This window comes from Streptomyces sp. NPDC048623 (genome assembly GCF_040650755.1).
GTDB lineage: Bacteria > Actinomycetota > Actinomycetes > Streptomycetales > Streptomycetaceae > Streptomyces.
In genome coordinates, this window is sequence record NZ_JBEZHV010000033.1 from 23,727 (window position 1) to 49,827 (window position 26,101).

At 72.6% G+C, this 26,101-nt stretch carries 22 protein-coding genes; 10 read left to right on the forward strand and 12 right to left on the reverse strand.

From position 1 onward, the window contains the following. Positions 1-57 precede the first annotated feature (57 nt). Positions 58-1,344, forward strand: a complete 1,287-nt coding sequence (locus AB0C73_RS32625) for a SufS family cysteine desulfurase (protein WP_362537013.1) — start codon at positions 58-60, stop codon at positions 1,342-1,344. Positions 1,345-1,695: 351 nt separating this feature from the next. On the opposite strand, the gene AB0C73_RS32630 is transcribed toward AB0C73_RS32625, so the two are convergent. From AB0C73_RS32630 to AB0C73_RS32650, 5 genes are all read right to left on the reverse strand, one after another. Further along, positions 1,696-2,298, reverse strand: coding sequence for a hypothetical protein (locus AB0C73_RS32630; protein ID WP_362537014.1), 603 nt, complete (start codon positions 2,296-2,298; stop codon positions 1,696-1,698). 354 nt (positions 2,299-2,652) lie between these two features. Then, positions 2,653-4,608 carry a hypothetical protein gene (locus tag AB0C73_RS32635; RefSeq protein ID WP_362537015.1) on the reverse strand — a complete coding sequence of 652 codons (1,956 nt, stop codon included), beginning with the start codon at positions 4,606-4,608 and terminating at the stop codon, positions 2,653-2,655. Positions 4,609-4,670: 62 nt separating this feature from the next. After that, positions 4,671-5,498 carry a UbiA family prenyltransferase gene (locus AB0C73_RS32640; RefSeq protein WP_362537016.1) on the reverse strand — a complete coding sequence of 276 codons (828 nt, stop codon included), beginning with the start codon at positions 5,496-5,498 and terminating at the stop codon, positions 4,671-4,673. Positions 5,499-5,590: 92 nt separating this feature from the next. Continuing rightward, complete coding sequence (locus AB0C73_RS32645; protein WP_362537017.1) at positions 5,591-6,673, reverse strand: polyprenyl synthetase family protein; 1,083 nt, start codon at positions 6,671-6,673, stop codon at positions 5,591-5,593. A gap of 288 nt (positions 6,674-6,961) precedes the next feature. Beyond that, entirely contained in the window at positions 6,962-8,377 is a 1,416-nt protein-coding gene (locus AB0C73_RS32650; RefSeq protein WP_362537018.1) for a family 2B encapsulin nanocompartment shell protein, read from the reverse strand. A gap of 156 nt (positions 8,378-8,533) precedes the next feature. Between AB0C73_RS32650 and AB0C73_RS32655 the strand changes: the two genes are divergently transcribed. From AB0C73_RS32655 to AB0C73_RS32665, 3 genes are all read left to right on the forward strand, one after another. Next, a complete protein-coding gene (locus AB0C73_RS32655; RefSeq protein ID WP_362537019.1) occupies positions 8,534-9,091 on the forward strand; it encodes a hypothetical protein in 558 nt (185 codons plus the stop codon). Between the two features lie 247 nt (positions 9,092-9,338). Continuing rightward, the gene (gene rsgA, locus AB0C73_RS32660) at positions 9,339-10,487 is read left to right on the forward strand and encodes a ribosome small subunit-dependent GTPase A (RefSeq protein ID WP_362537020.1); all 1,149 of its coding nucleotides are present in this window, start codon (positions 9,339-9,341) and stop codon (positions 10,485-10,487) included. A gap of 95 nt (positions 10,488-10,582) precedes the next feature. Then, complete coding sequence (locus AB0C73_RS32665) at positions 10,583-11,983, forward strand: AlkA N-terminal domain-containing protein (protein WP_362537021.1); 1,401 nt, start codon at positions 10,583-10,585, stop codon at positions 11,981-11,983. Here AB0C73_RS32665 and AB0C73_RS32670 read toward each other — a convergent pair. The 3 genes from AB0C73_RS32670 to AB0C73_RS32680 all read right to left on the reverse strand — a co-directional run bounded on the left by AB0C73_RS32670 (position 11,980) and on the right by AB0C73_RS32680 (position 14,084). Then, positions 11,980-12,465, reverse strand: coding sequence for a DUF456 domain-containing protein (locus AB0C73_RS32670; RefSeq protein WP_362537022.1), 486 nt, complete (start codon positions 12,463-12,465; stop codon positions 11,980-11,982). The genes AB0C73_RS32665 and AB0C73_RS32670 overlap by 4 nt on opposite strands. A gap of 65 nt (positions 12,466-12,530) precedes the next feature. Next, positions 12,531-12,965, reverse strand: a complete 435-nt coding sequence (locus AB0C73_RS32675; RefSeq protein WP_362537023.1) for a hypothetical protein — start codon at positions 12,963-12,965, stop codon at positions 12,531-12,533. A 135-nt stretch (positions 12,966-13,100) separates the two neighbouring features. Further along, positions 13,101-14,084, reverse strand: a complete 984-nt coding sequence (locus tag AB0C73_RS32680; protein WP_362537024.1) for a helix-turn-helix domain-containing protein — start codon at positions 14,082-14,084, stop codon at positions 13,101-13,103. 245 nt (positions 14,085-14,329) lie between these two features. Here AB0C73_RS32680 and AB0C73_RS32685 point away from each other — a divergent pair, with 245 nt between their 5' ends. The 4 genes from AB0C73_RS32685 (at position 14,330) to AB0C73_RS32700 (ending at position 18,299) form a co-directional block, all read left to right on the forward strand. Next, positions 14,330-14,476, forward strand: a complete 147-nt coding sequence (locus AB0C73_RS32685; RefSeq protein WP_362537025.1) for a hypothetical protein — start codon at positions 14,330-14,332, stop codon at positions 14,474-14,476. 123 nt (positions 14,477-14,599) lie between these two features. Then, entirely contained in the window at positions 14,600-16,021 is a 1,422-nt protein-coding gene (locus AB0C73_RS32690) for a protein phosphatase 2C domain-containing protein (protein ID WP_362537026.1), read from the forward strand. Between the two features lie 41 nt (positions 16,022-16,062). Next, entirely contained in the window at positions 16,063-17,805 is a 1,743-nt protein-coding gene (locus tag AB0C73_RS32695; protein WP_362537027.1) for a pyruvate dehydrogenase, read from the forward strand. A gap of 86 nt (positions 17,806-17,891) precedes the next feature. Continuing rightward, positions 17,892-18,299: an ATP-binding protein gene (locus AB0C73_RS32700; protein WP_362537028.1), complete on the forward strand. Its 408-nt coding sequence runs from the start codon at positions 17,892-17,894 to the stop codon at positions 18,297-18,299. Between the two features lie 76 nt (positions 18,300-18,375). Here AB0C73_RS32700 and AB0C73_RS32705 read toward each other — a convergent pair whose 3' ends face one another. Further along, on the reverse strand, positions 18,376-19,449 hold the full coding sequence (locus AB0C73_RS32705) for a DUF2637 domain-containing protein (RefSeq protein ID WP_362537029.1): 1,074 nt from the start codon (positions 19,447-19,449) through the stop codon (positions 18,376-18,378). Between the two features lie 235 nt (positions 19,450-19,684). Further along, positions 19,685-20,545, reverse strand: coding sequence for a (2Fe-2S)-binding protein (locus AB0C73_RS32710; protein WP_362537030.1), 861 nt, complete (start codon positions 20,543-20,545; stop codon positions 19,685-19,687). Positions 20,546-20,693: 148 nt separating this feature from the next. On the opposite strand from AB0C73_RS32710, the gene AB0C73_RS32715 reads away from it, so the two are divergent. Then, positions 20,694-21,524 (forward strand): GntR family transcriptional regulator, encoded by an 831-nt coding sequence (locus AB0C73_RS32715; RefSeq protein ID WP_362537031.1) that lies wholly within the window; start codon positions 20,694-20,696, stop codon positions 21,522-21,524. A 62-nt stretch (positions 21,525-21,586) separates the two neighbouring features. Beyond that, entirely contained in the window at positions 21,587-23,131 is a 1,545-nt protein-coding gene (locus AB0C73_RS32720) for a hypothetical protein (RefSeq protein ID WP_362537032.1), read from the forward strand. 210 nt (positions 23,132-23,341) lie between these two features. On the opposite strand, the gene AB0C73_RS32725 is transcribed toward AB0C73_RS32720, so the two are convergent. Then, positions 23,342-24,133: a hypothetical protein gene (locus AB0C73_RS32725; RefSeq protein WP_362537046.1), complete on the reverse strand. Its 792-nt coding sequence runs from the start codon at positions 24,131-24,133 to the stop codon at positions 23,342-23,344. Positions 24,134-24,383: 250 nt separating this feature from the next. Next, entirely contained in the window at positions 24,384-26,084 is a 1,701-nt protein-coding gene (locus AB0C73_RS32730) for a PucR family transcriptional regulator ligand-binding domain-containing protein (RefSeq protein WP_362537033.1), read from the reverse strand. Between the last annotated feature and the right edge of the window lie 17 nt (positions 26,085-26,101).

Below are 26,101 nucleotides of genomic sequence, written 5' to 3' on the forward strand. Positions count from 1 at the left end.
CCCGGTCGGCAACTTCCGTCCGGGGATTTCCCGCTCGCCTCGGAGCTCTCGCACGCGGTGACCGGCACCCGGTACTGGCTGCCGACGCAGTCCGCGCCGGCCACCTCGTCGGCTTCCGCACCGTCCTCCGGCGCTTTCGACGTCGAGGCGGTGCGGCGGGACTTCCCACAGCTGCACCGGGAGGTGAACGGCCACCCGTTGATCTGGCTGGACAACGGGGCCACCACCTTCAAGCCCCGCCAGGTCACCGAGGCGGTCGGCGAGCACTACGCGAGGGACGCTTCCAATGTGCACCGCGGCGCGCACACCCTTGCCAAACAGGCAACCCAGGTCTACGAGGAGGGCCGCGAGGAAGCTGCCAAGCTCCTCGGCACCCGGGACACCGGCGAGGTCGTCTTCGTCCGGGGCACCACCGAGGCCGTCAACCTGGTGGCCCAGAGCTGGGGCCGGGCCAACCTGGGCGTGGGCGACGAGATCCTGGTGTCGGCCGCCGAGCACCACTCCAACCTCGTGCCCTGGCAGTTGATCGCCAAGGAACGCCGAGCGCGGGTGGTGCCGATCCCGCTACTGCCCGATGGACAGCTGGACCAGGACGCCTACCGCGACCTGCTGAACAACAAGACCAAGCTGGTGGCACTCACCCATGCCTCCAACGTCCTGGGCACGGTCCCGCCAGTGGCGCAGATGACCGCACTCGCCCACCGGTGGGGCGCCAGGGTGCTGGTCGACGGGGCTCAGGCGGTGAGCCACTTCCCCGTGGATGTCACCGAGCTGGACGCGGACTTCTACGCCTTCTCCGGGCACAAGGTGTTCGCACCCACCGGGATCGGCGTGCTGTTCGGCAAGCGTGAGATCCTGGAGGCCATGCCGCCGTGGCAGGGAGGCGGCAACATGATCGACTCGGTGAGTTTCGAGAAGACCTCCTACGCCCCGCTGCCGCACCGGCTGGAGGCGGGCACCGGCCACATCGCCGGCGTCGCCGGCCTGCGGGCAGCACTGCGCTACCTCGGCACTCTGAACCGCAAGACCGCCACGGAGTACGAGGAACAGCTCACCGCCTACGCGACGAGCGCCCTGTCCACCGTGCCCGGGCTCCGACTGCTCGGCACGGCGCCGGGAAAGATCGGCGTGCTGACCTTCCTGCTGGCCGACGCCGAACCCACCCACCTGGCCGGCCTCCTCGACCAGCAGGGCATCGCAGTCCGCGCCGGACACCACTGCGCCCAGCCGGCGTTGGCGGCGTACGGGGTCACCAGCGCGGTCCGCGCCTCGCTCGCCATGTACAACACCGTGGAAGACGTCGACACCCTGGTGGCCGCGCTCCACGAGGCGGTCGATGCCTGAACCGTTCGGCGTTCGGGGCAGGTGGGGGAGAGTGGCGCAACAGCGCCCGACTGGCTACTGGAACACGATGACCCGGCTGACCAGCATGTAACCGACCCTGCGAGCAGCCCCATCGGACGGGAGCCGTGAAACCCTGGGCCCACCCGACGCGTCAGGTGGGCCATCAGCCTGGCTGTCACCACCCCGAACAGTCGAAACGGCCCGCCGAAGTACCGACGGACCGTCACGAAAGAGCGGCTGAGGGCAGGGAAACCTCACTGCGTGATGGCGGTGCGGTCCGCGTGCAAGGTCATGGTCCCCGAGCGCAGTCCCCTGAAGGACGACGGGGCGCCGGATGACGCGATGCGGGTTTCACATCTGCCGGGAACCGGGGTTGAAGCCGTCGGGCGCGCGCTCGTGTTCCTTGGGAATGGAGATGACGCTGTTGGTCCAGGTGGCGATCGTCCCGGCGAGTTCGGTGATCGCGTGCGCGGACCGGTCGCTCAGCAGGTGGGGCGGTGGCGTGTCGGCGCAGTTGATGGCTCCGGCCAGGCCGGCCATGGCCAGCGCGCCGCCGAACTGGACGCTGATGAGGGTGTAGGCGTCCAGGCCCGGTTGCTGCTTGCGGGCCAGGAAGCCGGCCTGGGCGGCTTCGACTTGGAAGTGGCCGCGCATCGCCTGGATGAAGCGGTCGCTTTCGGCGGGAGACGCCGACGACCGCAGGCAGGTCCGCAGATCGCGCAGGCTCATCCCGTAGCGGTCGTCTTCGTAGAGGGCTTCCTCGATGACCTCCCCGCAGCGGTGGATGCGTCCCATCGCCTCGGCGAGTTCTCCGGGACGGTCGCGCAGAGGGCCCTCGTCGCAGAGCTCGTCGTCGAAGCAGTAGATCCACATCGTGAAGTCGGAGAAGATCTGGCGCAGGTCGTCGCCGGCGCGGGGTGCCACCCGGACGGCGAGGCGCCCGACACCGATCATCGGGGCGCCGGCCCCAGCCGCCGTCGTCGTGCCGGCGCGGGCACAGTTGCGCGATGCTGTTGTTGACCGCGCGCTGGATGCGCTCGTCACGGGCGGCGCCCGGCGCCCGGTCCAAGGCGTCCAGGAGGTGGCAGACGACGCTTGACTCGCTGAAGATCCGGCCCAACTCGCCTCCCTCTCAGGGGACGACTGTCCGAGAAGCGTCTATTGCCGGTGGGGCCGGCGCGTTCGCATCGCTGCCGAAGAGGCCGAGCCTGTTGATCTGGTACTAGCTGACGGCCTCGACCGTCGCCACACGATGACTGACTGACTGCCGCTGTCGCAGTCCACGTGGCCCTCGCTCCGGCCCTGGGGTCATGAACTGGACGTCTCATCGTGTGCTCGGTCGCCGGCGATCGCGTCGGGCTGCGCCTCGACCAGGCTTCCTGCGCCGATCGCGAAGTACATGCCGTGCCAGTACTGTTCCATGATCAGTGCCGACATCGGTTCGCTGAAGGAGCGCTTGAAGTCGCTGCTGTGCCCGGCTCGCATGAACTGGGCGAAGTGCCGGCAGTAGGCGCGGTCCATGTGGGCCAGGAAGGCCGCGGGCGTGATCGTTCCTTCCCGCAGCAGCCACGGGACGACGAACTCGTATTCGACGAGGCCCATGGGAAGAGTGCCGCGCGCGACGGCGTCGCAGATCACCGTGTGCAGCCTGACGGTGCCGGTGTGCCGGATGCCGTCGATCTCGACGTCGAAGGGCAGCTCCCGCCTGGGGACGTCGATGCGCGGCGTGTCGACCGGTGTGGTGGGGGTGAGGTCTTCGGTGTAGCAGTCCGCGAGCTGGCCCGAGGCGTACAGGTCCCGCCGCTCGGCGATGTGGGACAGGTCTGCCGCCAGGGCGTAGTAGCGCCACGCGTCGTGTCGGTGGTTGGTGAGCAGCCATGGGGGGACGGCCATGACCGCGGTGCATGCCGCGTAGCGTTCGGGGCGGATTTCGCCGGTCTCGGTCCAGTGTGCGTTGACCATCCACACGGTCCGCTCGTACGCGTCGAGCAGGTCTTCCATGACGACCGAGCCGCGGGTCATGGCGAGAATCGAGTTGCCGCACTCCTGGAAGCGCAGGTCGGGGCCGATGTCGGCCCAGTCGGCGACTGCCCCGGTCAGCATCATGTCGTCACGGCCGGCGTGGTTGGGCAGGAACGACAGGTGGTAGGTGAAGTAGCCGCTGTCCGCCGCTTTCATGTCGCGCCAGGTGTCCCGGTCGCGGTAGACCCACGTGGCCAGGCCGCTGGTGACCGACTGGTGGGCGTCGGCCTCGTCGCGCCGCTTGACGTCGAAGAAGGCGAGGTCGGCCTCGACGTGTGCCCGTCGTGCCACCAGGTCCGCGGGCATGTCCGGCATGTCCCACAGGGAGAGGATCTCGTGCGTCAGGCTGTTGCCGCTCGTCTCCGCGTACGCGGTGTCGATGTTGTACTCGAGGTAGAAGCCGTAGATCAGCATGGCGACGTAGTCCTGGCGCCAGTCGTCGTAGACGGCCGGCATCATGCCGCCGCCCCAGGCACCCGACGCGAAGTTCGGGTACGCGCCCACGCCCTGGAACCCGAACTCGTCCATGAACGCGGCCCACTCCGGGGAACTGCACGTCGACAGATTCGACTTGGTGGACTGGCCCGCGTTCTCCCCCAGCCGGGCCCGGGCGAGCATCGCGCCCACCGGATCGGCGCCGACTTTGAGCGGGGCCAGCCCGACCTGGCCCGACGCGGTGAAACCGAAGCCCTTGCCGCGGACTTCACGGATCTGGCCGAGCAGGTCCCGCCCGTGTTCGACCATCTCGGCGCACTCCATCATCCAGGGCGTGAACTGCGCTCCCCAGGCGGTCGGGTCGCTCTTCATGGCCGCCAGGGTGGCCTCCGGGTCGTACACCCAGCCGCCCGGACGGTGTGATCCCGGGCTGTCGGCCAGGCGACGCCGTACCGCGTCGACATGAGCCGCCAGAGGCGAGCCGGCCACACGCTTACGGGTCCACAGCACATCCAGGCGGGGCGGCGCGGCAGGCTCGGCAGCCGCCGGCCTGAACATCCGCGCGGCGGACGTGCCCAGACCCGTCGGCCCGGCGTTGAAGCGGAATCCTTGCCGACTCTCGGCACAGGATCGTTCCGCAGCGTGGACGCGCTCGGCTAATGGCTTCTGGACGCCCAGATCACAGTCCACGTGATCGAGCAACCGGATCCCCGGCGCCTTCGGGTGGCGATCCGACAGGAACGAGCCGGTCCGACGGCTGTGGGCATCGGCCGAGTCGGTCGGATTCCATTCCATGTATCGCTTCATCTGGTCGGTCCTTTCGGAGAGATTCTCATCCGCGGTTGTCCCGGATCAGGATTCTTGGGTGCTCATCCCATGGCTGGGCCGGACGCGCCTGTGGCGAGGCAGTACCACCAGCAGAAGAGCAGGTAGGTGAGGTGGTCGGCCTTGACGTCGCGTAGGGCCACGACGCGGTACGCGGTCAGCCAGTTCAGGGCAGCCATCGCCGTCCCGAAGACCAGGCCGGCCGACGTCGGCCCGTGGGGCGCGAGGAGGACGAGGTGGACCACCACCGGCAGGGCGGTGAAACCCGCCGCCAGGAAGAGACGCGTCGGCCTCTCGCCGAAAGCGATGGGAAACGTGCGGCGTCCGATCCTGATGTCTCCGGCCGTGTCCCGGAGGTCCTGGAGCGGAATCAGCACGAAGACGACGCAGGAGATCGTGATGATCCAACGCCACCCGTCAGCCGGGACCGGCGCGACGATCTCCCACGCGGCGGCCAGCATGGACAGGGTGCCGAGAAACATGCCCAGGTCCTTGAGGACCCAGTGCCGCGAGAAGCGGAGACGGTCGTGCAGGAACGTGGTGACGATCCACAACAGGGCCCATTCGGTGACGTGGAGCCACCAGGCAACCCCCAGGTAGACCACCGTGAGCGTGCGAAGGTGCCACCGCGCCGACCGCATGCTCAGCTCACCCGTGACGATGGGCCGGTGCGGCTTGTTGACCCGGTCCTCCTCCACACCGGCGATCTCGTTCGAGAAGGCGAAGGAGAGGATGTAGCAGAGCATGTACAGCAGGATCTTGGCGATGACCTCGGGCAGCGCCGCCACGGGCAGCCGCATGTGGTACCAGGCGCTGACGGCGAACAGAGTGCCCGGGACGAGTGCGGCCGAGGCGTTGTCGAGCCGGATCACGTCCCACCAGATACGCGCCTCACGGAAGATCCATGACCGGTGAGCCGGGATCGGGCGACGCAGTTCGGCAATGCCCGGAGCCTTGGCACCCCTCACGTGGTCCTCGCCGTCGCGGCATGCGCCACGTCCCGAAGCGCGGCAGCCGCGGCGGGCGGAAGAGCAGAGCGGTCGACCACGTGCAGGGCCTGCTCCAGGCGTGCGGTGATGAGCTCCTCGACCGTGTCACGGGCGCCGGTGCTCACCAGTACGTCCCGGATCCAGGCGGCGCTGCTTTCGTCGAGATCCGGCGTGCCGAGCAGGTCGTGCAGGAGCCGCTGCTGTGCTTGACCGGCCCGTTGCAACGCGATCGACACGAGCACGGTGTGTTTCCCGTCGCGCAGGTCGTCCAGATCCGACTTCCCCGTCCGGGCGGGGGTCCCGAAGACGCCCAGCAGATCGTCACGGAGCTGGTACGCCTCCCCCACCGGCCGGGCGAACTCGGCCAGCGTGTCGTGCAACCCCGGTTCGGCACCTGCGAGGGCGGCCCCGATCCGCAGGGGCCACTCGATCGAGTACCGGGCGGTCTTGTAGCACGCGATCCTCAGCGCCCGCTCCGCATCCTCTGTGGGGCGGCCGGCCGCGATCATGTCGAGGTACTGGCCGTGCATGATCTCGGTACGCATGACGTCGGTCAGCGGCAGCACCTCGGCCAGCTGGTGCGGACGAAGGCCGGCAGTATGCACGAGTTCCATCGCCCAGGCATGGGCGAGATTGCCCACCAGGATCGCCAGCCCGGAACCGAGCCGGTCGGCTGCCGCCTGGTCGCGCCCGTCCTGGTGGAGCATGGCGGCGGCACGATGAACGGTGGACCGGCCGCGGCGGGTCTCCGAGGCGTCCATGACATCGTCATGGATGAGGGCGAAGCTGTGGAACATCTCCAACGACGCCGCCACCCGCACGACCGAAGCCGGAACCGCCTTCTTGCCCGCCGCATGCCAGCCCACCACACACAGCCCGGGCCTTAATCGTTTGCCACCCGCCGCCAGAAACGCCCGCAGGCTCTCGATGCCCTCGACGGGCAGGCCCCGCTCCGCGGCACCTCGTACCTGGCCCGCCAGGAAATCCTCCAGTACGGCATCAACCGCTCGGCCCGCCCCTTCCAGGTCCAGGCCGTCACTCGTCGCGGGCGAACTCATCACCATGTCTCCCTCACCCTTCATCTCCTGCCCTCGGTTTCCGCTGCACTGTCCCGCGCGCTCCGGGCCGGCGCTGTATGAGCGTGAACCACCCGTCCATCGAGGGGTGAGCCCAGGCCGCGTCCTGGCCTCACCCCCCAAGCTGGGCACGCACGCACCGGACCGGCTCCAGGGCACAGCCCTTGAACGGGCTGCCGACATCGGGCAGCTCTCGCTGCTCACAAGGCAGCTGCACGAGCGGCCGCCGGCTGGCAGCGGATCGTTTCGGCAGATGCTGTGCCCCGGCTCCTAGCGGTGGCGCCTGCGGGAGATCTGTACGTTCTCCAGCACGCCGAGCGCGTCGGGCACGAGGATCGCGGCGGAGTAGTAGGTGGTGACCAGGTACGAGATGATCGCCTGCTCGTTGATGCCCATGAAGCGCACCGACAGGCCCGGCTCGTACTCTTCCGGCAGACCGGTCTGGCGCAGGCCGATGACGCCCTGGTTGTCCTCGCCGGTACGCATGGCGAGGATCGAGCTGGTCTGCTCGTGGCTGATCGGGATCTTGTTGCAGGGCAGGATCGGGACCCCGCGCCAGGCCGGGACGGACTGGCCGCCGACGTCGACGTGGTCCGGGTAGAGCCCCCGGGAGTTGAACTCGCGCCCGATGGCCGCGATGGTCTTCGGGTGGGCGAAGAGGAACTTCGTACCGCGGCGGCGGCAGAGCAGTTCGTCGAGGTCGTCCGGGGTGGGCGGGCCCGAGTGGGTCTGGATCCGCTGCTTGAAGTCGGCGTTGTGGAGCAGACCGAACTCACGGTTGTTGATCAGCTCGTGCTCCTGGCGCTCGCGCAGCGCCTCGATGGTGAGCCGGAGCTGTTCCTCGGTCTGGTTCATCGGGCCGTTGTAGAGGTCGGCGACCCGGGTGTGGACCTTGAGGACCGTCTGGGCGACGGAGAGCTCGTACTCGCGCGGCTTGAGCTCGTAGTCCACGAAGGCGCCGGGGAGTTCGGCCTCGCCGACGTGACCGGCGGACATCGCGATCTCCGCCTCGCCGTGACGATTCTGCACCTGCCGGGGAATCGCACGGAACCGCTCCACATGCGCCCTCAGGACCGGCGCCGAATCCATCAGAGCGGCTAAGTCGGCGCGGGAGAGGGTGAGCAGGGTGCCGGGGGTCTCGGCGGTGGCGGTGTAGTCCCACGTAGCGTCGGCGTCCAGGAGGGCGTTCTCGCCGAACCGGTCGCCGTCGGCGAGGACCGCGACGGCGACCTCGTCGCCGTACTTGCCGACCGAGGTCTGGCTGATCCGGCCGTGGGCGATCAGGTGGATCTGGTCGGCGGCGGCGCCGCGCTCGACGATGACCTCTCCGGCGCGGAAGTCGCGCTGGACGCAGCGGTCGGCCAGGGCGCGCAGCACGTCCTCGTCGTCGAGGCCGCGCAGCAGGGCGAGTTCGCCGAGTTCCCGGGGGATGACCCGGACGTTCGCGCCGTCCTGCACGAACTCGATCACGCCGTCGCCGACGGTGTAGCTCAGCCGGCGGTTCACCCGGTAGGCGCCGCCCTTCGTCTCCACCCAGGGGAGCATCCGCAGCAGCCACCGGGAGGTGATCTCCTGCATCTGCGGGGCGGACTTGGCCGTCGAGGCCAGGTTCCGGGCAGCCGCAGTACTCAGACTGGACTGTGCACGGGGCTCCACTTGCGATTCAGAGCCGGTCTCCACACTCATCGGGCGAATCTCTCCTTCAGCAGAGTGACGGCCGGCGCACAGACGCCGGCCGGGCAAAGAAGTGAACGAGACGTAGCGAGAAGGGCAGGATGTGCACCTTCAGGCCGTCCGCCCCATTGCCCGGGAACCGTAACTTCCGATTCCCCCGACCCGCCCGTGAGGCCGTCGAGGTTAATCCGATGTGGTGATCTTGCTCCGTGCGGTTTATCCGACTTGGCGCACGCATTCGAACAACGTCGTCGCGGGCACGGCGGGCGTACGAATCAGCTGTCCACGGCCATCCCTCCGAGCCTGCGTCGACCGCCCGAGGACGAGCATGGCGTCGAGGTTCTGACCCGTTGCGATCGCGTTCCTGTCTTGCTTTATGGACGGGAAGCCGTATCGCTTCGCATGGTGATGCGTGGAGCTGGTGAGACTTTCCATGTCTGCGACGGAACTCGGTTCTTGGAGCCGGCGGGCGCATTTGGTTCGCTGTGTGGTTGTCCGGCGAGCCTGGCTGATCGCCGGGCGGCAGCCCAGGCAGGTCGCGGGCCGACGCCGGAGGTCCGAATCGACTTCCGGCTGGCGGACCTTCCCGAGCTGGGTGTGTTCGACCTCGTATCGGCTTCGTGGGAACTCGCTGCCGAGCTGCCCGCGTTGGCTACGGCCCTGGACGCGGCGGCTGTTCCGGTCGTGGGTGTTCGCGTCGTACCGGTGGGATCCCGAATTAAATAGGTGGTGCCGTGCCCCGGGGCGGGGCTATGGTTCTGCTCGTTCCAAGGCGCGGCTGTGTCGCTGCCCAGGGCGCGGTGTTGGTTCGTTGAGAAGAAGCAGGAGGTGAGGACATTGATGACTGTCACGGTGACGGGCGCTGCCCGCATTCAGGAGTTCATCGTTCCCACCCCTGTGGTCTCCGGCTGACACCCACTCCACTTCCGCGCGCGGTGCGCGCCGCCGGGGCCACCCTTCGAAGGGTTTCCCCTTGTTCCACGCTTCGCTCCACCCGTCTTCCTCCTCCGACGCGTCCTCCTCGTCCTCCTCCGCCGTGCGGCACCCGCTCGCCGCCTACGGCTGGGACGACGACTGGGCCGCCGCGTTCGCCCCGTACGCCGAGCAGGGTCTGCTGCCCGGGCGGGTCCTCCGCGTCGACCGGGGCCAGTGCGACGTGATCACGCCCGAGGGCGTCGTGCGCGCCGACACCACGTTCGTCGTGCCGCACGACCCGCTGCGGGTGATCTGCACCGGCGACTGGGCCGCCGTCGACCCGGACGGCGTCGGCGACCCGCGCTACGTACGGGCGTACCTGCCGCGCCGTACCACCTTCGCCCGCTCCACCTCGTCCAAGCGGTCCGAGGGCCAGGTCCTCGCCGCCAACGTCGACCACGCGATCATCACGGTGTCGCTCGCCGTCGAACTCGACCTCGGCCGGATCGAGCGCTTCCTCGCCCTCGCCTGGGAGTCCGGCGCGCAGCCGCTCGTCGTGCTCAGCAAAGCCGACCTGGTGCCGGACCCGGTGGGTCTTTCGTATCTCGTCGAGGACGTCGAGACGGTCGCCCCGGGGGTGCGGGTGCTGCCCGTCAGCTCCCACACCGGGGAAGGCGTCGACGACCTGCGGGCGATCGCGGCCGACGGCACGAGCGTGCTGCTCGGTGTCTCCGGCGCCGGCAAGTCGACCCTCGCCAACACGCTGCTCGGCGCCGACATCATGGACGTCCAGGCCGCGCGTGACGTCGACGGCAAGGGCCGTCACACCACGACCACCCGCAACCTGCTCGTCCTGCCCGGCGGCGGCGTCCTCATCGACACCCCCGGCCTGCGCGGCGTCGGCCTCTGGGACGCCGAGGCGGGCGTCGGGCAGGTCTTCGCCGAGATCGAGGACCTGGCGGCCGAGTGCCGCTTCCACGACTGCGCCCACGAGTCGGAGCCCGGCTGCGCCGTCACCGCCGCCATCGCCGACGGCACGCTCCCGGAGCGCCGCCTCGACAGCTACCGCAAGCTCCTCCGCGAGAACCAGCGCCTGGTCGCCAAGACGGACGCCCGCCTGCGGTCGGAGCTCCTGAAGGACTGGAAGCGCAAGGGCGCGGAGGGCCGCGCGGCGATGGAGGTGAAGCGGAGCGGTCGGATCCGCTGAGCGGGATCAGTGGGGTGGGGCCGGTCCCGCCCCACCCCACCCTCATGTCCGAAATCCGCCAGTCCGGGCCCTCCCGGTCCCGCACACTGGAGGGCATGACGGACACGGAGACCGGCACCACCAGCGGGGCGCGGCTGGACGAGGACACCCGTTACCAGGCGGTCAGCAGCCGGGACGCCCGCTTCGACGGGGTGTTCTTCTTCGCGGTGGCCACCACCGGGATCTACTGCCGGCCCAGCTGCCCGGCCGTCACGCCGAAGCGGCGCAACGTGAGCTTCTTCCCGACCGCCGCGGCCGCTCAGGGGCACGGATTCCGGGCCTGCCGTCGGTGCCGGCCGGACGCGGTGCCCGGGTCGGCCGAGTGGAACGTGCGGGCGGACGTCGTCGGGCGGGCCGTGCGGATGATCGGGGACGGGGTGGTGGACCGGGAGGGGGTGCCCGGGCTCGCGGGGCGGCTCGGGTACAGCGCACGGCAGGTGCAGCGGCAGCTCACCGCCGAACTCGGCGCAGGGCCGGTCGCCCTCGCCCGCGCCCAGCGGGCGCACACCGCACGGGTGCTGCTGCAGACCACGGGCCTGCCGGTCACCGAGATCGCGTTCGCGTCCGGGTTCGCGAGCGTGCGGCAGTTCAACGACACGATCCGCGCCGTCTACGCCCGCACCCCCAGCGAGCTGCGCGCCGAGACCCGCACCGGCGCGGGCCCGCGCACGGCACTCGCCGCCGGGGTGCCGCTGCGGCTCGCGCACCGGGGGCCGTACGCCGCGAGGGAGGTGTTCGACCTGCTCGCCGCCGAGGCGCTGCCGGGCATCGAGGAGGTCGTCGGCGCGCCCGGCACCCGCACCTACCGGCGCACCCTGCGCCTCCCGTACGGCACCGGCATCGTCTCCGTCGACGAGCGCGCCCCGGGCGGCGGCGGCCGCTGGCTGGAAGCCCGGATCCACCTCACCGAGCTGCGCGACCTCACCACCGCCGTACAGCGGCTGCGCCGCCTCTTCGACCTGGACGCCGACCCGTACGCGGTCGCCGAGCGCCTCGGCGCCGACCCCGAGCTCGCCGCCGAGGTCGCCGCCCGCCCCGGCGTGCGCTCCCCGGGCGCGGCCGAGCCGGAGGAGTTCGCGGTACGGACGGTGGTCGGCCCGGACGAGGCCGCGCGGCTCGTCGAGCGGTACGGGACGCCCCTGGAGACCCCGTGCGGCGGGCTCACCCACCTCTTCCCGGCCCCGGCGGCCCTGACCGCCCACCCCGTGGCCGGCCCCCTGGCCGCCGCCCTCGCCGACGGCACCGTACGGCTCGACCCGGGCGCCGACCGCGACGCCTCCGCCGCGGCCCTGGCCGCCGTCCCGGGGGTCGGCCCCGAGGCCGTCGCCGCCGTCCGCACCCGCGCCCTGGGCGACCCGGACGTCCCCGCGCCCGGCCTCCCGGACCACCCGCACCGGCGCCCCTGGCGCTCGTACGCCGCCCGCTATCTCGCCACGAGCGCCGTGAGCACGCCCTAACCGCCCCAGAACACCGCCCCCGCCCACGCCCCCACGATCAGCAGGCACGAGAACAGCTCCACGAGCACGCTCGTGCCCGCCGCCCGCATCACCGCGCGGGTGGACGCGCCGGCCTGGCCGTGGCCGCCGAGGCGGAGGCGTTCGGAGAGGTAGACGCCGCCGACGAAGCCGGGGATCGCGCCGAGCACCGGGACCAGGAAGAAGCCCAGGAACGCGCCGACCCCCGCGTACGCCACCATCCTCCGGGTGATCCCGACGCCCCGGAAGCGGCGCGGCGGCAGCTGCCAGACGACGACCTGGGTGAGCAGCAGCAGTCCGGTCGAGGAGACCAGCAGGATCCAGGCGAGGCCGTTCCGCTCGTGCAGCGCCCACCACAGCATCGCCGCCCACACCAGCCACGTGCCCGGCACGCCGGGCGTCAGGACCCCGAACAGGCCGAGCAGCATCACCATCGCCGTCAGCAGGAGCTGCCACACACCCATTTGCCCAGGGTGCAGGACCGTGGGTGTTCGCGCAGGTCAAGCCTTACGGACGGAGGACGTGAACGTCAGCGGGTCACGGGGATCGCCGCGGCGACGAGATGCCGCTCCTTGCGGCTGATGAGCGGGAAGATCAGCTTCAGCCGCGTCTCGCTGTACGGGGAGGACAGCACGAACGAGGAGTTCAGGATCCGCTCCTTGATCTCCGAGCGGAACAGGCCCTCCCGCTGGATCGTCATCGTGTGCTCCACCGGCTTCGCGAACGTCGGGTCCGCCCGGAAGACGAAGAGCCGGCGGTCGGTCATCGCCAGGTAGTGCGGCACCGGCGTCGGGATCACCGTCACCGTCCCGCCGCTCGCGATCGCCGACGCGATGCCGAAGGCCGCCGTCCGGCGCACGGACACCGTGCTCAGGCCCACGATCGTCGTCACCTCCACCCGCTCCCCGGGTTCGAGGACCGGGGTGACGGTGGCCAGCAGGGCGCGACGGCGCCTTCCGTTCATGGGTGGTACTCCAGAGGGGTGACGTGAGGGGCCGGCGTGCTCACCGGCCGGGCGCTCACCCTGCCATACGCCCTCGGCCCACCGGCGGCCCGCCCACCCGTTCACGCACCGCGCCTCGGCAACGGTCCCCGCGCCTCACCGACGCGCCACCCACCCCTTCTCGTACGCGTGCCAGCCGAGCTGCAGCCGTGTCGTCACCCCGCTCAGCTCCATCAGCCCCTTCACCCGCCGCTGCACCGTCCGCAGCCCCAGGTCCAGCTGCTTCGCCACGCTCGCGTCCGTCATCCCGGCGAGCAGCAGGCTCAGGATCTCCAGGTCCGTCCGGTCCGGGCCCGGCACCTCGTCCTCGGTGATCTGCGCGCCCGCGCCGAGCCGCAGCGGCAGCGCGTCCCGCCAGACCGACTCGAAAAGACCCATCAGCGATTCGAGCAGCCCGCTCGCGTGCACCACCAGCGCGGCCGGTTCGACGCCGCGGCCGGTGAGCGGGACCATCGCCAGCTGGCGGTCCGCCACGACCAGCTTGGTCGGCACCCGGTCCACGACCCGGATCTGCTCGTTCCGGCCGAGGGCCGCCGACAGCTCGATCAGACCGGTCGGCAGCGTGAGCACCTCCCGCTCGATCACCACCCGGTAGCGCACGCCCCGCTCGGCGGCCAGCGCCTCCGCGTCGTTCTCCATGCCCGAGACGGCGATGGGCTTGCCGGTGACCAGTGCGCACACCTCGTCCGCGGCGCCGAGCTGGAGCTGGAGGAAGCGGTGGGTCACCGCGCCCGCGCCCGTCACCACCTCGACCAGGTCGTGCACGGCCGGCTGGGTGGCCTCCGCCCGGTACTCCTGGGCGAGCAGCGCCGCCGCCAGCTCGGCCTGCTCCAGCTCGTGCCGCTGCTGGGTGAGCAGCGCGCCCAGCGCGACCCCGGGCGGGGCCGCGACCCAGCGCCCCATGCGCGCCGAGGACTGGGCGGCCAGCCCCTGAGACTCCAGGCGGCGCAGCGCCCGCTCGGTGTCGTGCTCCGGCAGCGCGAGCCGGTGGGCCAGGTCGGAGACCTCGGCCGCACCCAGCGCGACCAGTGCGCGGTAGGCGGACTCCTGTCGTTCGTCGAGCCCTATCGCTGCCAGCATCGCTGTCCCACCCCTCGCGCGGACGTCCCGGGACGGCCGGAATTCTCCGGAGGTCCACCGGACGTGTTCGTTCCGTTGGCGCTGGCGGGAATCGGCCACGGCGCATTCCCGCCGCGCCCATCCTGCCTGTACCACCCTCACCTCTGCCAATGTGGCGCCACCGCAGCACCAACAGCCTCCGGACATGGGCGGCTTATGCCCTTATGCGCTGAAGCCCACATGTCCGGATTCAGATGGGGAGAGCGATGCGCCCGATTTCGCGTACGACCCTGGGGGCGGCGACCGCCGGCACCACCTGGACCGAGGCGCGGGGCACCCTGACGACCGAACGGACGGACGCCGACGGCGACTCCGTCACCCGGACCGTGGTTCGCGCTGACGACGTGCGCTGACCACGCCGGTCCGCCGGACGTCCTTCCCGTGGGGGGTGGGGACGTCCGGCGGACCACTCTTTCGGCTCAGTCCTTTTCGCGATGTCCCGTTTTCTGACGCCCTGTGCGGTGGACAATAAGGGCATGACTCAGCAGGGGGACACCAACTGGTGGGACAAGCTGTACGACGAGGACGCGCAGGACACCGCGCCCGCGCCCACGCCGGACAGCCTCGACGAGCGCTACGACTCCGCCGCGGCGACCACGGCCGGACACCTGGCCGCGCCGCCCGCGCCGCCCGCGCCGCGCACGGCACCGGCCGCGCCGCGCACGGCACCCGCCGACGAGGCCCCGGACACGGAGCCGACCGTACGCATCCCGGTCGTCGCGGCGCCCGCCGCCGATCCGCCCGTCGCCGAGCCCGAGCCGCCGCAACCGCCCGTCGCCCCGCCCCCGCCCCTGCCCCCGGCCCCGCCCGTCGAGACGCCGACCGTGCAGGTCCCCGCGCCCCGGCCCCGTACCGGACACGTCGGCAGCCGGCCGCCCACCTACGAGCCCGAGCCCACCCATCTGCCCGCCGCCCGCCCCGGCGAGCTCGACGCGCTCGTCGCCGACACCGTCCTCGACGGCGCCCGCTACGGCGCGTACACCCTGCGGGCCGTCTCCGTCCGCGGCGACTCCGCCCGCTTCCGCGGCGAACCCCGCCGCGACGCCCTGCTCACCGCCCGCTTCGGGCACGACGAGGCCGCGCTGGTCCTGGTCGCGGTCGCCGCCGGGCGGCGCGGCTCCGAGCACACCCACCTCGCCGCCACCGACGCCTGCCGCTGGATCGCCGAGTCCGTCGGCCGCAGCCACGCCCGGCTCTCCGAGGACATCCGGGCCGGCCGCCGCGGCGACCTCAAGTCCGGACTGCACCGGCTCACCGACCGCACCTACGGCAAACTCCGCTCCCGCGCCGCCGAACGCGGCCTCGACCCCGACGAGTACACCGCGGGCCTGCGCTGTCTGCTGCTCTCCGCCGACCCCGAGTGCCGCACCCGGGTCTTCTTCGGCATCGGCGCCGGCGGCCTGTTCCGGCTCCGCGACGGCTCCTGGCAGGACATCGAGCCGCTGCTTCCCGAGCCCGCGGCGACCGCCGGCGGGCCCGTCGTCGGCTTCGGCTCCCGGCCGGCCCAGCTCGCCAGGGCCATCCTCGGCGAGGACGAGCCGGCCGGCCTCGCCGACCCGGCCGCGTACGACGTCCCCGAGGCCGGTGCGGACGGCGACCGGCACACCATGCGGCTCGGCGTCACCGACGCCCCCCGCCGCCCCTTCGTCGAGGACCCCCTGCCCGCGGCCGAACCGTTCCGCTTCCGGGCCTCCGTCGCCCGCCCCGGCGACACCCTGCTGCTTGCCTCCCACGGCCTCGCCGAGCCGATGCGCGGCGAACCCGCGCTCGCCCACGAGCTCGCCGCCCGCTGGTCGGGCGCCGAACCGCCCGGCCTCGCCGCCTTCCTCGCCGACACCCAGCTGCGCGTCACCGGCTACGCCGACGACCGCACGGGCGTGGCCGTCTGGGAGGCGTAACCCCGCAGGCGCAACCCCCGCGCCCATGGGTTGATGGACCCATGGGCAAACAGAACGTCGCAGAACAGTTCGTCGACATCCTCGTCCGCGCGGGCGTCCAGCGCCTGTACGGCGTGGTCGGCGACAGCCTGAACCCGGTCGTCGACGCGATCCGCCGCAACGGCGCCATCGACTGGATCCAGGTGCGGCACGAGGAGGCCGCCGCGTTCGCGGCCGGCGCCGAGGCCCAGATCACCGGCCGGCTCGCCGCCTGCGCCGGCTCCTGCGGCCCCGGCAACCTCCATCTGATCAACGGCCTGTACGACGCGCACCGCTCCATGGCCCCGGTGCTCGCCCTCGCCTCGCACATCCCGTCCAGCGAGATCGGCCTCGGCTACTTCCAGGAGACCCATCCCGACCAGCTGTTCCGTGAGTGCAGCCACTACAGCGAGCTGATCTCCAACCCGCGCCAGATGCCCCGGCTGCTGAACACCGCCATCCAGCACGCCGTCGGCCAGGGCGGCGTCAGCGTCGTCTCGCTGCCCGGCGACATCGCCGCCCAGGCCGCGCCCGAGAAGGCGGCCGAGACCGCCCTCGTCACCACCCGGCCGACCGTCCGCCCCGGCGACGCCGAGATCGACGACCTCGTGAAGATGATCGACTCGGCCAGCCGGGTGACCCTGTTCTGCGGCAGCGGCACGGCCGGGGCGCACGCCGAGGTCATGCAGTTCGCCGAGCGGGTGAAGGCGCCCGTCGGGCACGCGCTGCGCGGCAAGGAATGGATCCAGTACGCCAACCCGTACGACGTCGGCATGAGCGGACTCCTCGGCTACGGTGCCGCCTACGAGGCCACCCACGAGTGCGACCTGCTGATCCTGCTCGGCACCGACTTCCCGTACAACGCCTTCCTGCCCGACGACGTGAAGATCGTCCAGATCGACGTACGGCCCGAGCGGCTCGGCCGGCGCTCCCGGCTCGACCTCGCCGTCTGGGGCGACGTCCGCGAGACCCTGCGCTGTCTCATCCCGCGGGTGCGCGCCAAGACCGACCGGCGCTTCCTCGACAAGATGCTGAAGAAGCACGCCGAGGCCCTGGAGGGCGTGGTCAAGGCGTACACCCGCAAGGTCGAGAAGCACGTGCCGATCCACCCCGAGTTCGTGGCCTCGATGGTCGACGAACTCGCCGACGACGACGCCGTGTTCACCGTCGACACCGGCATGTGCAACGTGTGGGCCGCCCGCTATCTCACCCCCAACGGGCGCCGCCGGATCATCGGATCCTTCAGCCACGGCTCCATGGCCAACGCGCTGCCGCAGGCCATCGGCGCCCAGTTCACCGACCGCGGCCGGCAGGTCGTGTCGATGTCCGGCGACGGCGGATTCACCATGCTCATGGGCGATTTCCTCACCCTGGTGCAGTACGACCTGCCGGTGAAGGTCATCGTCTTCAACAACTCCTCCCTGAGCATGGTGGAGTTGGAGATGCTGGTGGCAGGACTTCCCGCGTACGGGACGACGAACAAGAACCCAGACTTCGCCGCCATCGCGCGGGCGGCCGGCGCCTACGGCGTGCGGGTCGAGAAGCCGAAGCAGCTCGCGAGCTCGCTCAGGGACGCCTTCAAGCACAAGGGCCCGGCGCTGGTGGACGTCGTCACCGACCCCAACGCGCTGTCCATCCCGCCCCGGATCAGCGCCGAGATGGTCACCGGCTTCGCCCTCTCCGCCAGCAAGATGGTGCTCGACGGGGGAGTGGGCCGGATGCTCCAGATGGCCCGGTCGAACCTGCGGAACGTGCCCCGCCCCTGACGGTCCGTGCACGCCGATGAATGCCGCCTTCCCGGCGGGGCATGCATCCCCGTGAGCCTGTTCGATGAGACGACGGGGTGGGGGTTATGGCCGGGGAGGCGACACAGCCGACTCAACAACTGCTCAGAAGGGTGGGATGCGCGGATCTCACCGCCGTACCGGAGGTGCGACATGCCTTGCGCGCGATGCTGGGAACGTGGGGCGGGCCGGGCGCCACCGACGTCGCCGAACTCCTCGCCAGCGAACTGGTGACCAACGCGCTCATCCACACCGACCACGGCGCGGTCGTCACCGCCACCGTGGTCCCCGACCGACTGCGCGTCGAGGTACGGGACTTCACCGCAGGATTCGGCCACCCGTGCGTACCGCACGCCGACGACGGTACGCACGGGCGCGGACTGGTCCTCGTCCAGGCCCTCGCCGACTCCTGGGGGGTGGAGAACCACGGCGTGGGCAAGGTCGTCTGGTTCGAACTGGACGGCGGGGCCGCCTGAGGATCCCCTCGGGCGGCCCCGCCGTCGTGTGCTCTTGCCTTGCCGTGATGTGTCCTGCCGTGCCGGGTCTCGCCGGTCAGCCGAACTGCTGCTCCAGGTCCGCGAGTTTGCGTTCCAGGGAGTCGAGACGCGGCAGCGCCTGGGTGTCGTCCTCGGCGGTGAGGTCCACCGTCCGGGACTCGCCCGAGCGCGACTCAGCGCCCTTCACGGCTTGCAGGGAGGGTCGGGAGCGAAGCGGCAGCTGTCCGGGGTCCGCTATGGCGGGCTCCGCGACGGCGGCCGGCACCGGCCCCGCCGCGGAGCCCTGCTGGGCGGCGGCACCGAGCGCCGCCATCTCGACCTGCCGGCCGCCGCGCCCGAACGCGCGGTGCTGCCGGTTCAGCGCCTTCAGACGCGCCCGGTCCAGCTTGGCCTGCTCCCGCCGGCGGATGCGGTCCTGCGCCCGCTCCCGCCGGTCCTCGCGCACCTCGTCCACGGCCTCGTCCAGGGTCCGTACGCCTTCCAGGAGCATCAGCGACCAGGCGCCGAAGGTCTCCCGGGGCGCCCGCAGCCAGCGCACCATCCGGATCTGCGGCAGCGGCCTCGGGATCAGGCCCTGCTCGCGCAGCGCCGCCCGCCGGGTCTGCTTCAGGGCCCGGTCGAAGAGGACCGCCGCCGACAGGGACATCCCCGCGAAGAACTGCGGGGCGCCCGCGTGGTCGATGCCGCGCGGCGCGTGCACCCAGTTGAACCAGGCCGCGGCCCCCGCGAACATCCACACGAGCATGCGCGAGCCGAGCGCCGCGTCACCGTGGCTGGCCTCGCGTACGGCGAGCACCGAACAGAACATCGCGGCGCCGTCGAGGCCGAACGGGACCAGGTACTCCCAGCCCCCGGTGAGGTTGAGGTTCTGCCGGCCGAAGCCGACCAGTCCGTGGAAGGAGAGCGCCGCCGCGACCGCGGCGCAGCAGAAGAGCAGGACGTAGGACGCGGTGCCGTAGACGGCCTCCTTGCGTCTGCGGCGCTCCTCGCTGCGCTCCCAGGAGTCTTCGGCCGCGGCCTGGTCACCGGCGCGCTTCCCGCGCGCGAGCACCGCCACCGCCGTCACGACTCCCGCCACCATCACGCCGCCCGGAAGCAGCCAGTCCAGCGATATGTCGGTCAGTCTCATGCGGTGTCCCTTTGCCTCGCAGTAGGGCGATACGGCCGCCCATACTGGCCGACCCGGAGGGGCGGTCACCGGGTTTCGGAACAAGTGCACGCCATCGGGGTCGTACGGCATACGAATAGGTGTGATCTGGTCGAACTGTCGCGCGAGAACACCGAGTTGCGTTCGAATATCACTACCCCTGGGGGTGGCGTAACCCGCAGGGGCGGCAGAGGGACGGCAGAAGGGCGCCGGCGAGTCAGGCGGTGGCCGCGAGCCGGCGGACCCGCTCCGGGTCCGCGGTGCGCGGGCAGGTCAGACAGGTGTCCTCGGGGCGCACCGTGTAGAAGAGACAGCACGTGGCCCGGTCCCGGGTGGCGCGCGCCGCCCCGCCGCAGCCCTCCGCCGAACCCGGCAGCTCACGGAAGCCCGCCGCCCCCACGTACGGCCGGGCCGTGCCCGGCATCAGCCGTTCGAGCTCCGCGAGCGCCCGGTCCTCCTCGCCGAGCAGCGCCCCGACGTACCAGAGGCTCTCGACGATCTCGTCCGTCACCATGCCCCACAGGGCCCGCCGGCCCCGCCGCATCCGGGGCCCGAAGCCGCCGAGCACCTCCTCGAAGTGCTCGGCGAGCGCTTCCCGCGCCGCCGCCCGCAGCGCCTCCTCGTCCGCCACCACGCGGGCCCCGGGCAGCGCCGCCGCCGGATCCCCCGGCAGGCACGCGAACTCCTCCACCCGTACCGCGACCCGGCCGAGCGCCCGCCGGAAGGCCACGTTCCGCGCGGGGACGCGTGGCACCCGGCGCTCCAGGAACCAGGGGAGCGTCACCAGGAGGCACACCGGCCACGCGTACCGGTGCAGTCCGAAGCTCGCCACCACGTCGGGGCGGGCGACGCGCTTGTAGTCCCGCCGCACCTGCGCCTCGTCCCAGGCGAGGAAGGTGTCCAGACCGTCCCCGCCGGCGCCCAGCTCGTCCGCCCGCACCCAGCCCGTACCGCACGGAAGGACCCCGTCCCCGGCGGTCTCGGCCACGCTCAGACCCGCGGCGACCCCGGCCAGGCGGGCGTAGGAGGCCGCGACGGGCGAGGCGGGGGGTGACGGCAGCAGAGCGGGCACGGCCATGCGGGACCACCGAATCACGATCGTTGGCAGGTTAGGCTTACCTTACCCGATCGATGCGGTGTTTGAACTGCGACGCCGTCCGCCTATCGTGCACGGGGGACCCCGGCACCGCGAGCCGGGCCCGGTACGACGGCGCAGGAGGACCCGGGTGGAGCAGGGCAGCACGCGCGGGCGGACGACCGGCCGGCCCGCGTACGAGAACGACGGCGGGTACGAGGCCGGTGCCCGCGGCTACGGGGAGGCCCCGGGCCACGGCGCACCCGGGGCCGCCGCCCGCGTCCCCGAACAGGCCCGCGGCGAGCACACCCACAGCGAGCCCCCGGGCCCTGATGTCGACCTCGGCTCCGGCCCGCGGACCGTGCGCCGCCACTCCGTCCGCGGCCAGATCCTCCAGGCCCTGCGCACCGCCCTCGTCGGCGGCGAGCTCGTCCCCGGCGAGGTCTACTCCGCCCCCGCCCTCGGCGAACGCTTCGGCGTCTCCGCCACCCCCGTCCGCGAGGCCATGCAGCAGCTCGCCACCGAGGGTGCCGTCGAGGTCGTCCCCAACCGCGGCTTCCGGGTCACCGAACGCACCCCCCGCGAACTCGCCGAACTCGCCGAGGTCCGCGCCCTCATCGAGGTCCCCGTCATGCTCCGGCTCGCCCGCACCGTCCCGGCCGGCCGCTGGGCCGAGCTCCGCCCGCTCGCCGAGGCCACCGCCACCGCAGCCGCCCGCGGCGACCGCGCCCACTACGCCGACGCCGACCGCGCCTTCCACCGCGCCGTCCTCGCCCTCGCCGGCAACGAACAGCTCCTGCACATCGCCGACGACCTCCACCGCCGCTCCCAGTGGCCCCTCGTCAGCGCGCCCGTCACCCGCCACGGCGAACTCGTCGCCGACGCCGCCGAGCACACGGCTCTCCTCGACGCCCTGATCGCCCAGGATCTCGCGGTCGTGTCGGCGCTCGTACGGGAGCACTTCACCGGAGCGCAGCACTGACGACTAAGGTCGACAGTGTCAGCCTGTTACTCCGTTCGCAGCATGCCGACCGAGAGGTGTTCATGCCGTCCGTCCGCGCGGAGCGCCCCGGGGCCGCGGCCCTGCTCGGCTGGCTCACCGACCCCGACGCGCCCCGCCTCTGCCTCGTCACCGGCGCCCCCGGGCTGCTCGGCTGGCTCGCCGCGCACGGCCCCCGGGCCGCAGGGCGGCACCGTAGCGCCCGCGCGCTCGTCCCGCTGACCGGGCGCACCGCGCTCGGCACCGCCTGGGCCGTCGCCGACCACCTCGGGGTCGTCGCCACCTCGCCCGGCGACCTCGTCCGCGCGCTCGCCACCAGCGAGACCGGCCGCGCCGCCCGCACCGTCCTGCTGCTCCCGGCCCTGCACGCCGCCGCCGAGCCGGAGGCCGTCGCCGCGCTCGTCGCGGACCTCGCCCGGCTGGGCCGGGTCCGGCTGGTGGTCGAGGCCCGCCCCGGCACCCCGGAGTACGCGCTGCTCGCGCAGGGCCGGGTGACGGTCGTCGACGGCGCCCCCGACGCCGAAGAGGCGGAGGAACCGGCACCGGAGACCGCGAGGGCCCTTTTCCCCCGCACCGACCTCTCCGACCCGTCCGCCGTCTGCGCCGCCGACCCCTTCGCCGTCACCACCAGTTACGAACGGGACCCCGGCGACACCCACGGCGGTCTCCGCACCGCCTGGCTGCGCGCCGGGCAGGCGCTCTGCGCGGCCCGCACCCCCGCCGACCGGGCTCTCGCGCTGCTCGGCGTCCTCGGCGACGCCGCCGACCCGCGGCTGCGGCCCGCCCTCGCGGAGCTCGCCGCGCCCGCACCCTGGCGGGTGCGGTGGAACCGGGTCGCCGGGGACGTCGCCCCGCCCTGGCCCGGACCGGCGGCCGCGCTCGCCGCGCAGGGCGGCACCCTGCTCGTCGCCGACCTCGGCGGCACCGTACGCCTCCTCGCCGCGGCCGACGCCCGGCCGCTGGGGCGGCTCGACCACCCGGTCACCGGACGGGTCACCGCGCTCGCGCCCGCACCCGACGGGACCGTGCTGCTGCTCGACGAGCGCGGCCGGCTGCACACCGTACGGGGCCGGGAGCCGCGCGCGCCGTATCTGCACCGCCTCACCGAGGCCGTCTCCACCACCCTCAGCCGGCACCCGGGCACGGCGCTCGCCGCGATCGGCGGGTCCGTGGTGGTGGGGGACCGGCTCGGGTCCGTGCACGCCTTCGGGCTCACCGGACTGCACCAGGCAGCCCTGCACAGCGGGCGGGTCACGGCGGTCGCCGCGGTCGAGTCCGCGACCCCCTTCGTGTGCAGCGGCGGCACCGACGGCGCGGTGCGCCGCTGGACCCCCGGCAAGGACGCCGACCCGGCGCCGCTGGCCGAGCGGCGCGCCCCGGTGGTCTCGCTGGCCGCGACCGAGACCCCGTACGGCCCGGTGCTCGCCGCCGCGTGGGCCGACGGCACGGTCGAACTCCACGACGTCGACCGCCGCACCCGCCTCGCCTTCCGCCCGGGTCCACCGGTCCGCTCGGTCGCGGTCACGGACGACGGCGCGCTGATCGTGGGCCTGGACGAGGCGCTGATACGCCTCGAACGCCCGCACTGACCCCACCCCCCCCATGGCGCCCGCAGGCGGCCAGCCCTCTCCCCCCGGGCGTGGACGGCCTGCCCCCCCCCCCACCCACCCCTCCGCGCCAGGCGGGGCCGAGCTGCGGGGCGCTGGGGACCCGCAGGGACCGCGTTCGGGACGTAAAGCGTGATGTGTGGCGCGGGGTGCAGGGCGTTCAGGTCCTGTTGGAGCCGGCCGCGCCGTACATCATGCAGTCCCGAACGCGGTCACCGGAGCGGCACCCGGGCCCCCCACCCACGGCCCCAGCCACGTCGGTACGCCCCCCAGGAGGCGGAACAGCCGCCCCGCCTCGGCGCGCAGGCGGCCCGCCTCCGGTTCGGTCTCCGTGTCGGCGAGGGAGGCGAGGGCCGGGGCCGTACCGACCAGGTAGCCCAACTCCTCGCGGATCCGCAGGGATTCGGCGAAGCCGTGCCGCGCCTCCGCCAACTCGCCCTCACGCAGGGCCAGTCCGGCCAGGTGCCGCCAGGTCGACGACAGCAGCAGCTCGTCGTCGTGGGCGGTGGCGCCCGCGTGGGCGCGGCGGTACGCGGCGCGGGCCGCCTGCGGGGAGTCCCCGAGGTTCTGGGCGATCAGGCCGCGCCGGTAGTCGAGCAGCGCGCGGCCCCGGGTGTCCGGCCCGAGGAGCGCCGCCGCCCGGCCGAGGGCCGCGCGGGCCTCGTCGGCCCGGTCCCGTACGCCGAGCAGGGTGGACGCGTAGGCGAGGTACCCGCGTTCGCAGGCCGCCGCCCCGCGCTCCTCGTCGGTACGGGCGAGCGCCTCGGCCGCGCGCAGCGCCTCCTCGGCCTCGGCCCAGCCCTGCTCGGTGTAGAGGCAGCGCTCGATCAGCAGGGCCGCCCGTTCCAAGGCGGCGGCGGGTTCCGTCGCGCGGGGGGTGAGGAGTTCGGCGGCGTCCGTCCAGCAGCCGCGGGAGCGGAGTCTCCAGACCGCGGCCTCCAATGGGGTTCCCCGCCCGTACGCCACATTGCCCTCCCCGAGCACGCCATCGAGCTGTGAGTAGGACGGCATCTCAGCACGAACCGCGGGGGGCGGCCAAGGGGTCGGGTGAAACTTTTCACAAACCGGTGGGGCCCGGAAACACGGGACGACGGGGGACGGGACGGCCCTTGACTGCCGCCCCGTCAGTTCCCTTGATCACCCGATGAGATGAACCCTGCGGCGGAACCACAGGTTCACCTGTTCAGCTCATCCGGCTCATCCGGTTCAGCTCATCCGGTTCAGCTCATCCGGTTCAGCTCATCCGGAGCGCCAGGAAGAAGTCCAGCTTGTCCTCCAGGCGGGACAGGTCCCGGCCGGTGAGCTGTTCGATCCGGCCCACCCGGTAGCGCAGCGTGTTCACGTGCAGGTGGAGGCGGGTCGCGCAGCGCGTCCAGGAGCCGTCGGAGTCCAGGAAGGCCTCCAGGGTCGGGATGAGCTCGGCCCGGTGGCGCCGGTCGTAGTCGCGCAGCGGGTCGAGGAGCCGCGCAGTGAAGGCGCGGCGGACGTCGTCCGGCACGAAGGGCAGGAGCAGCACGTGCGAGGCCAGCTCGTGGTGGCCGGCGGCGCAGACCCGGCCCGGGCGGGCGGCGGCGACCCGGCGGGCGTGCCGGGCCTCCTCCAGGGCGCCGCGCAGCCCCTCGGCGGAGTGCACGGCGGCGCTGACGCCCAGGGTGAGCCGGCCGTCGTCGGCGAGGCCGGCGGAGAGCGGGTCGCGGACGGCGGTGAGCAGCACGTCGGCGTGCAGTCCGAGGGCGGCCGGCGGCGCGTCGTCCTCGCTCTCCGGCAGCGGTGCGGTGGCCAGCGGGACGAGCGCGATGGCCTCGTCGCCGCTGTGCGCGACGGCGATCCGGTCGGCGGTGTCGGCCCCGGTGGCGGACGGGTCGACCAGGATCTCCTCCAGGAGCGCCTGGGTGACGGGGCCGCTCTCCACGGCGTTCTGCCCGGGCTCCTGGTCCCACTCGACGCGGGCGACCACGACCTGCCAGTGCGGGGCGGTGCCCAGGCCCGGCAGCAGCACGGGCGCGGCGACCCGGAGGCGGGCGGCGATCTCGGCGGGCGCGGCGCCCGTCTGGACCAGCTCCAGGACCTCCTGGGCGAGCCGGCGGCGTACCGTCCGGGCGGCGTCGCGGCGGTCCCGCTCGACGGCGATCAGCTGGGTGACGCCCTGGAGCAGGTCGAGCCGGGCGGCCGGCCAGTCACCCGCGTCGGCCTCGACGGCGAGCAGCCAGTCGGAGAGCACCGTCTCGCGGACGTCGCGGGAGGCGGGCTGGGCGGCGGCGCCGCGGCCGGTGTTGCGGATCGGGAACAGCGAGTAGGAGGTTCCGCCGACGGAGACCCGGTGCGGGCCGCGCCGGCCGGTGCGGGTGGCGGCCAGGTGCTCGCCCGCCAGGGTGGCGGCGAGCGCGGGCTCCAGGGGCTCCCCGGCGCTCGCGATCCGGCGGCCGGTGGGGGAGAGCACCCAGGCCCTGAGGTCCAGGTCGGAGCCCAGGAGGTCGAGGACGGCCTCGGGCCCGCCACCGGCCGGTCCGGAGGTCATCAGACGCCGGTGGCGGTCCACGACGGCGGCCAGGTCGCCGGCCCGCTCACCGGAGACCTGTCGAACAACATGCTCGGTGATCGTCGCGAACGCAACGGACTCGTTCACCCCGAACAGCGGAAGCCGATGGCGTGAACACGCCTGTACGAGTTCCTCCGGGACGTCGCCGAGCTCGGCCTCGCCGGCCGCCAGCGCGGCCACCCCGGCCCCCGCCAGGATCCGTACGAAGGGCTCGGCGTCGGCAGGCTCGCGCATCCAGGCGAGACCGGTGAGGACCAGCTCACCGCCCGAAAGGTAGCGGCTCGGGTCCTTGAGGTCCGTCGTCATCACGCCACGGACGGTGCGGTCCAGCTCGTCCTCGCCGCCGAGCAGGCGCAGCCCCAGCGCGTCGTTCTCCAGCAGTGCGCGCAGCCGCATGATGTCGCCGCCGTTCC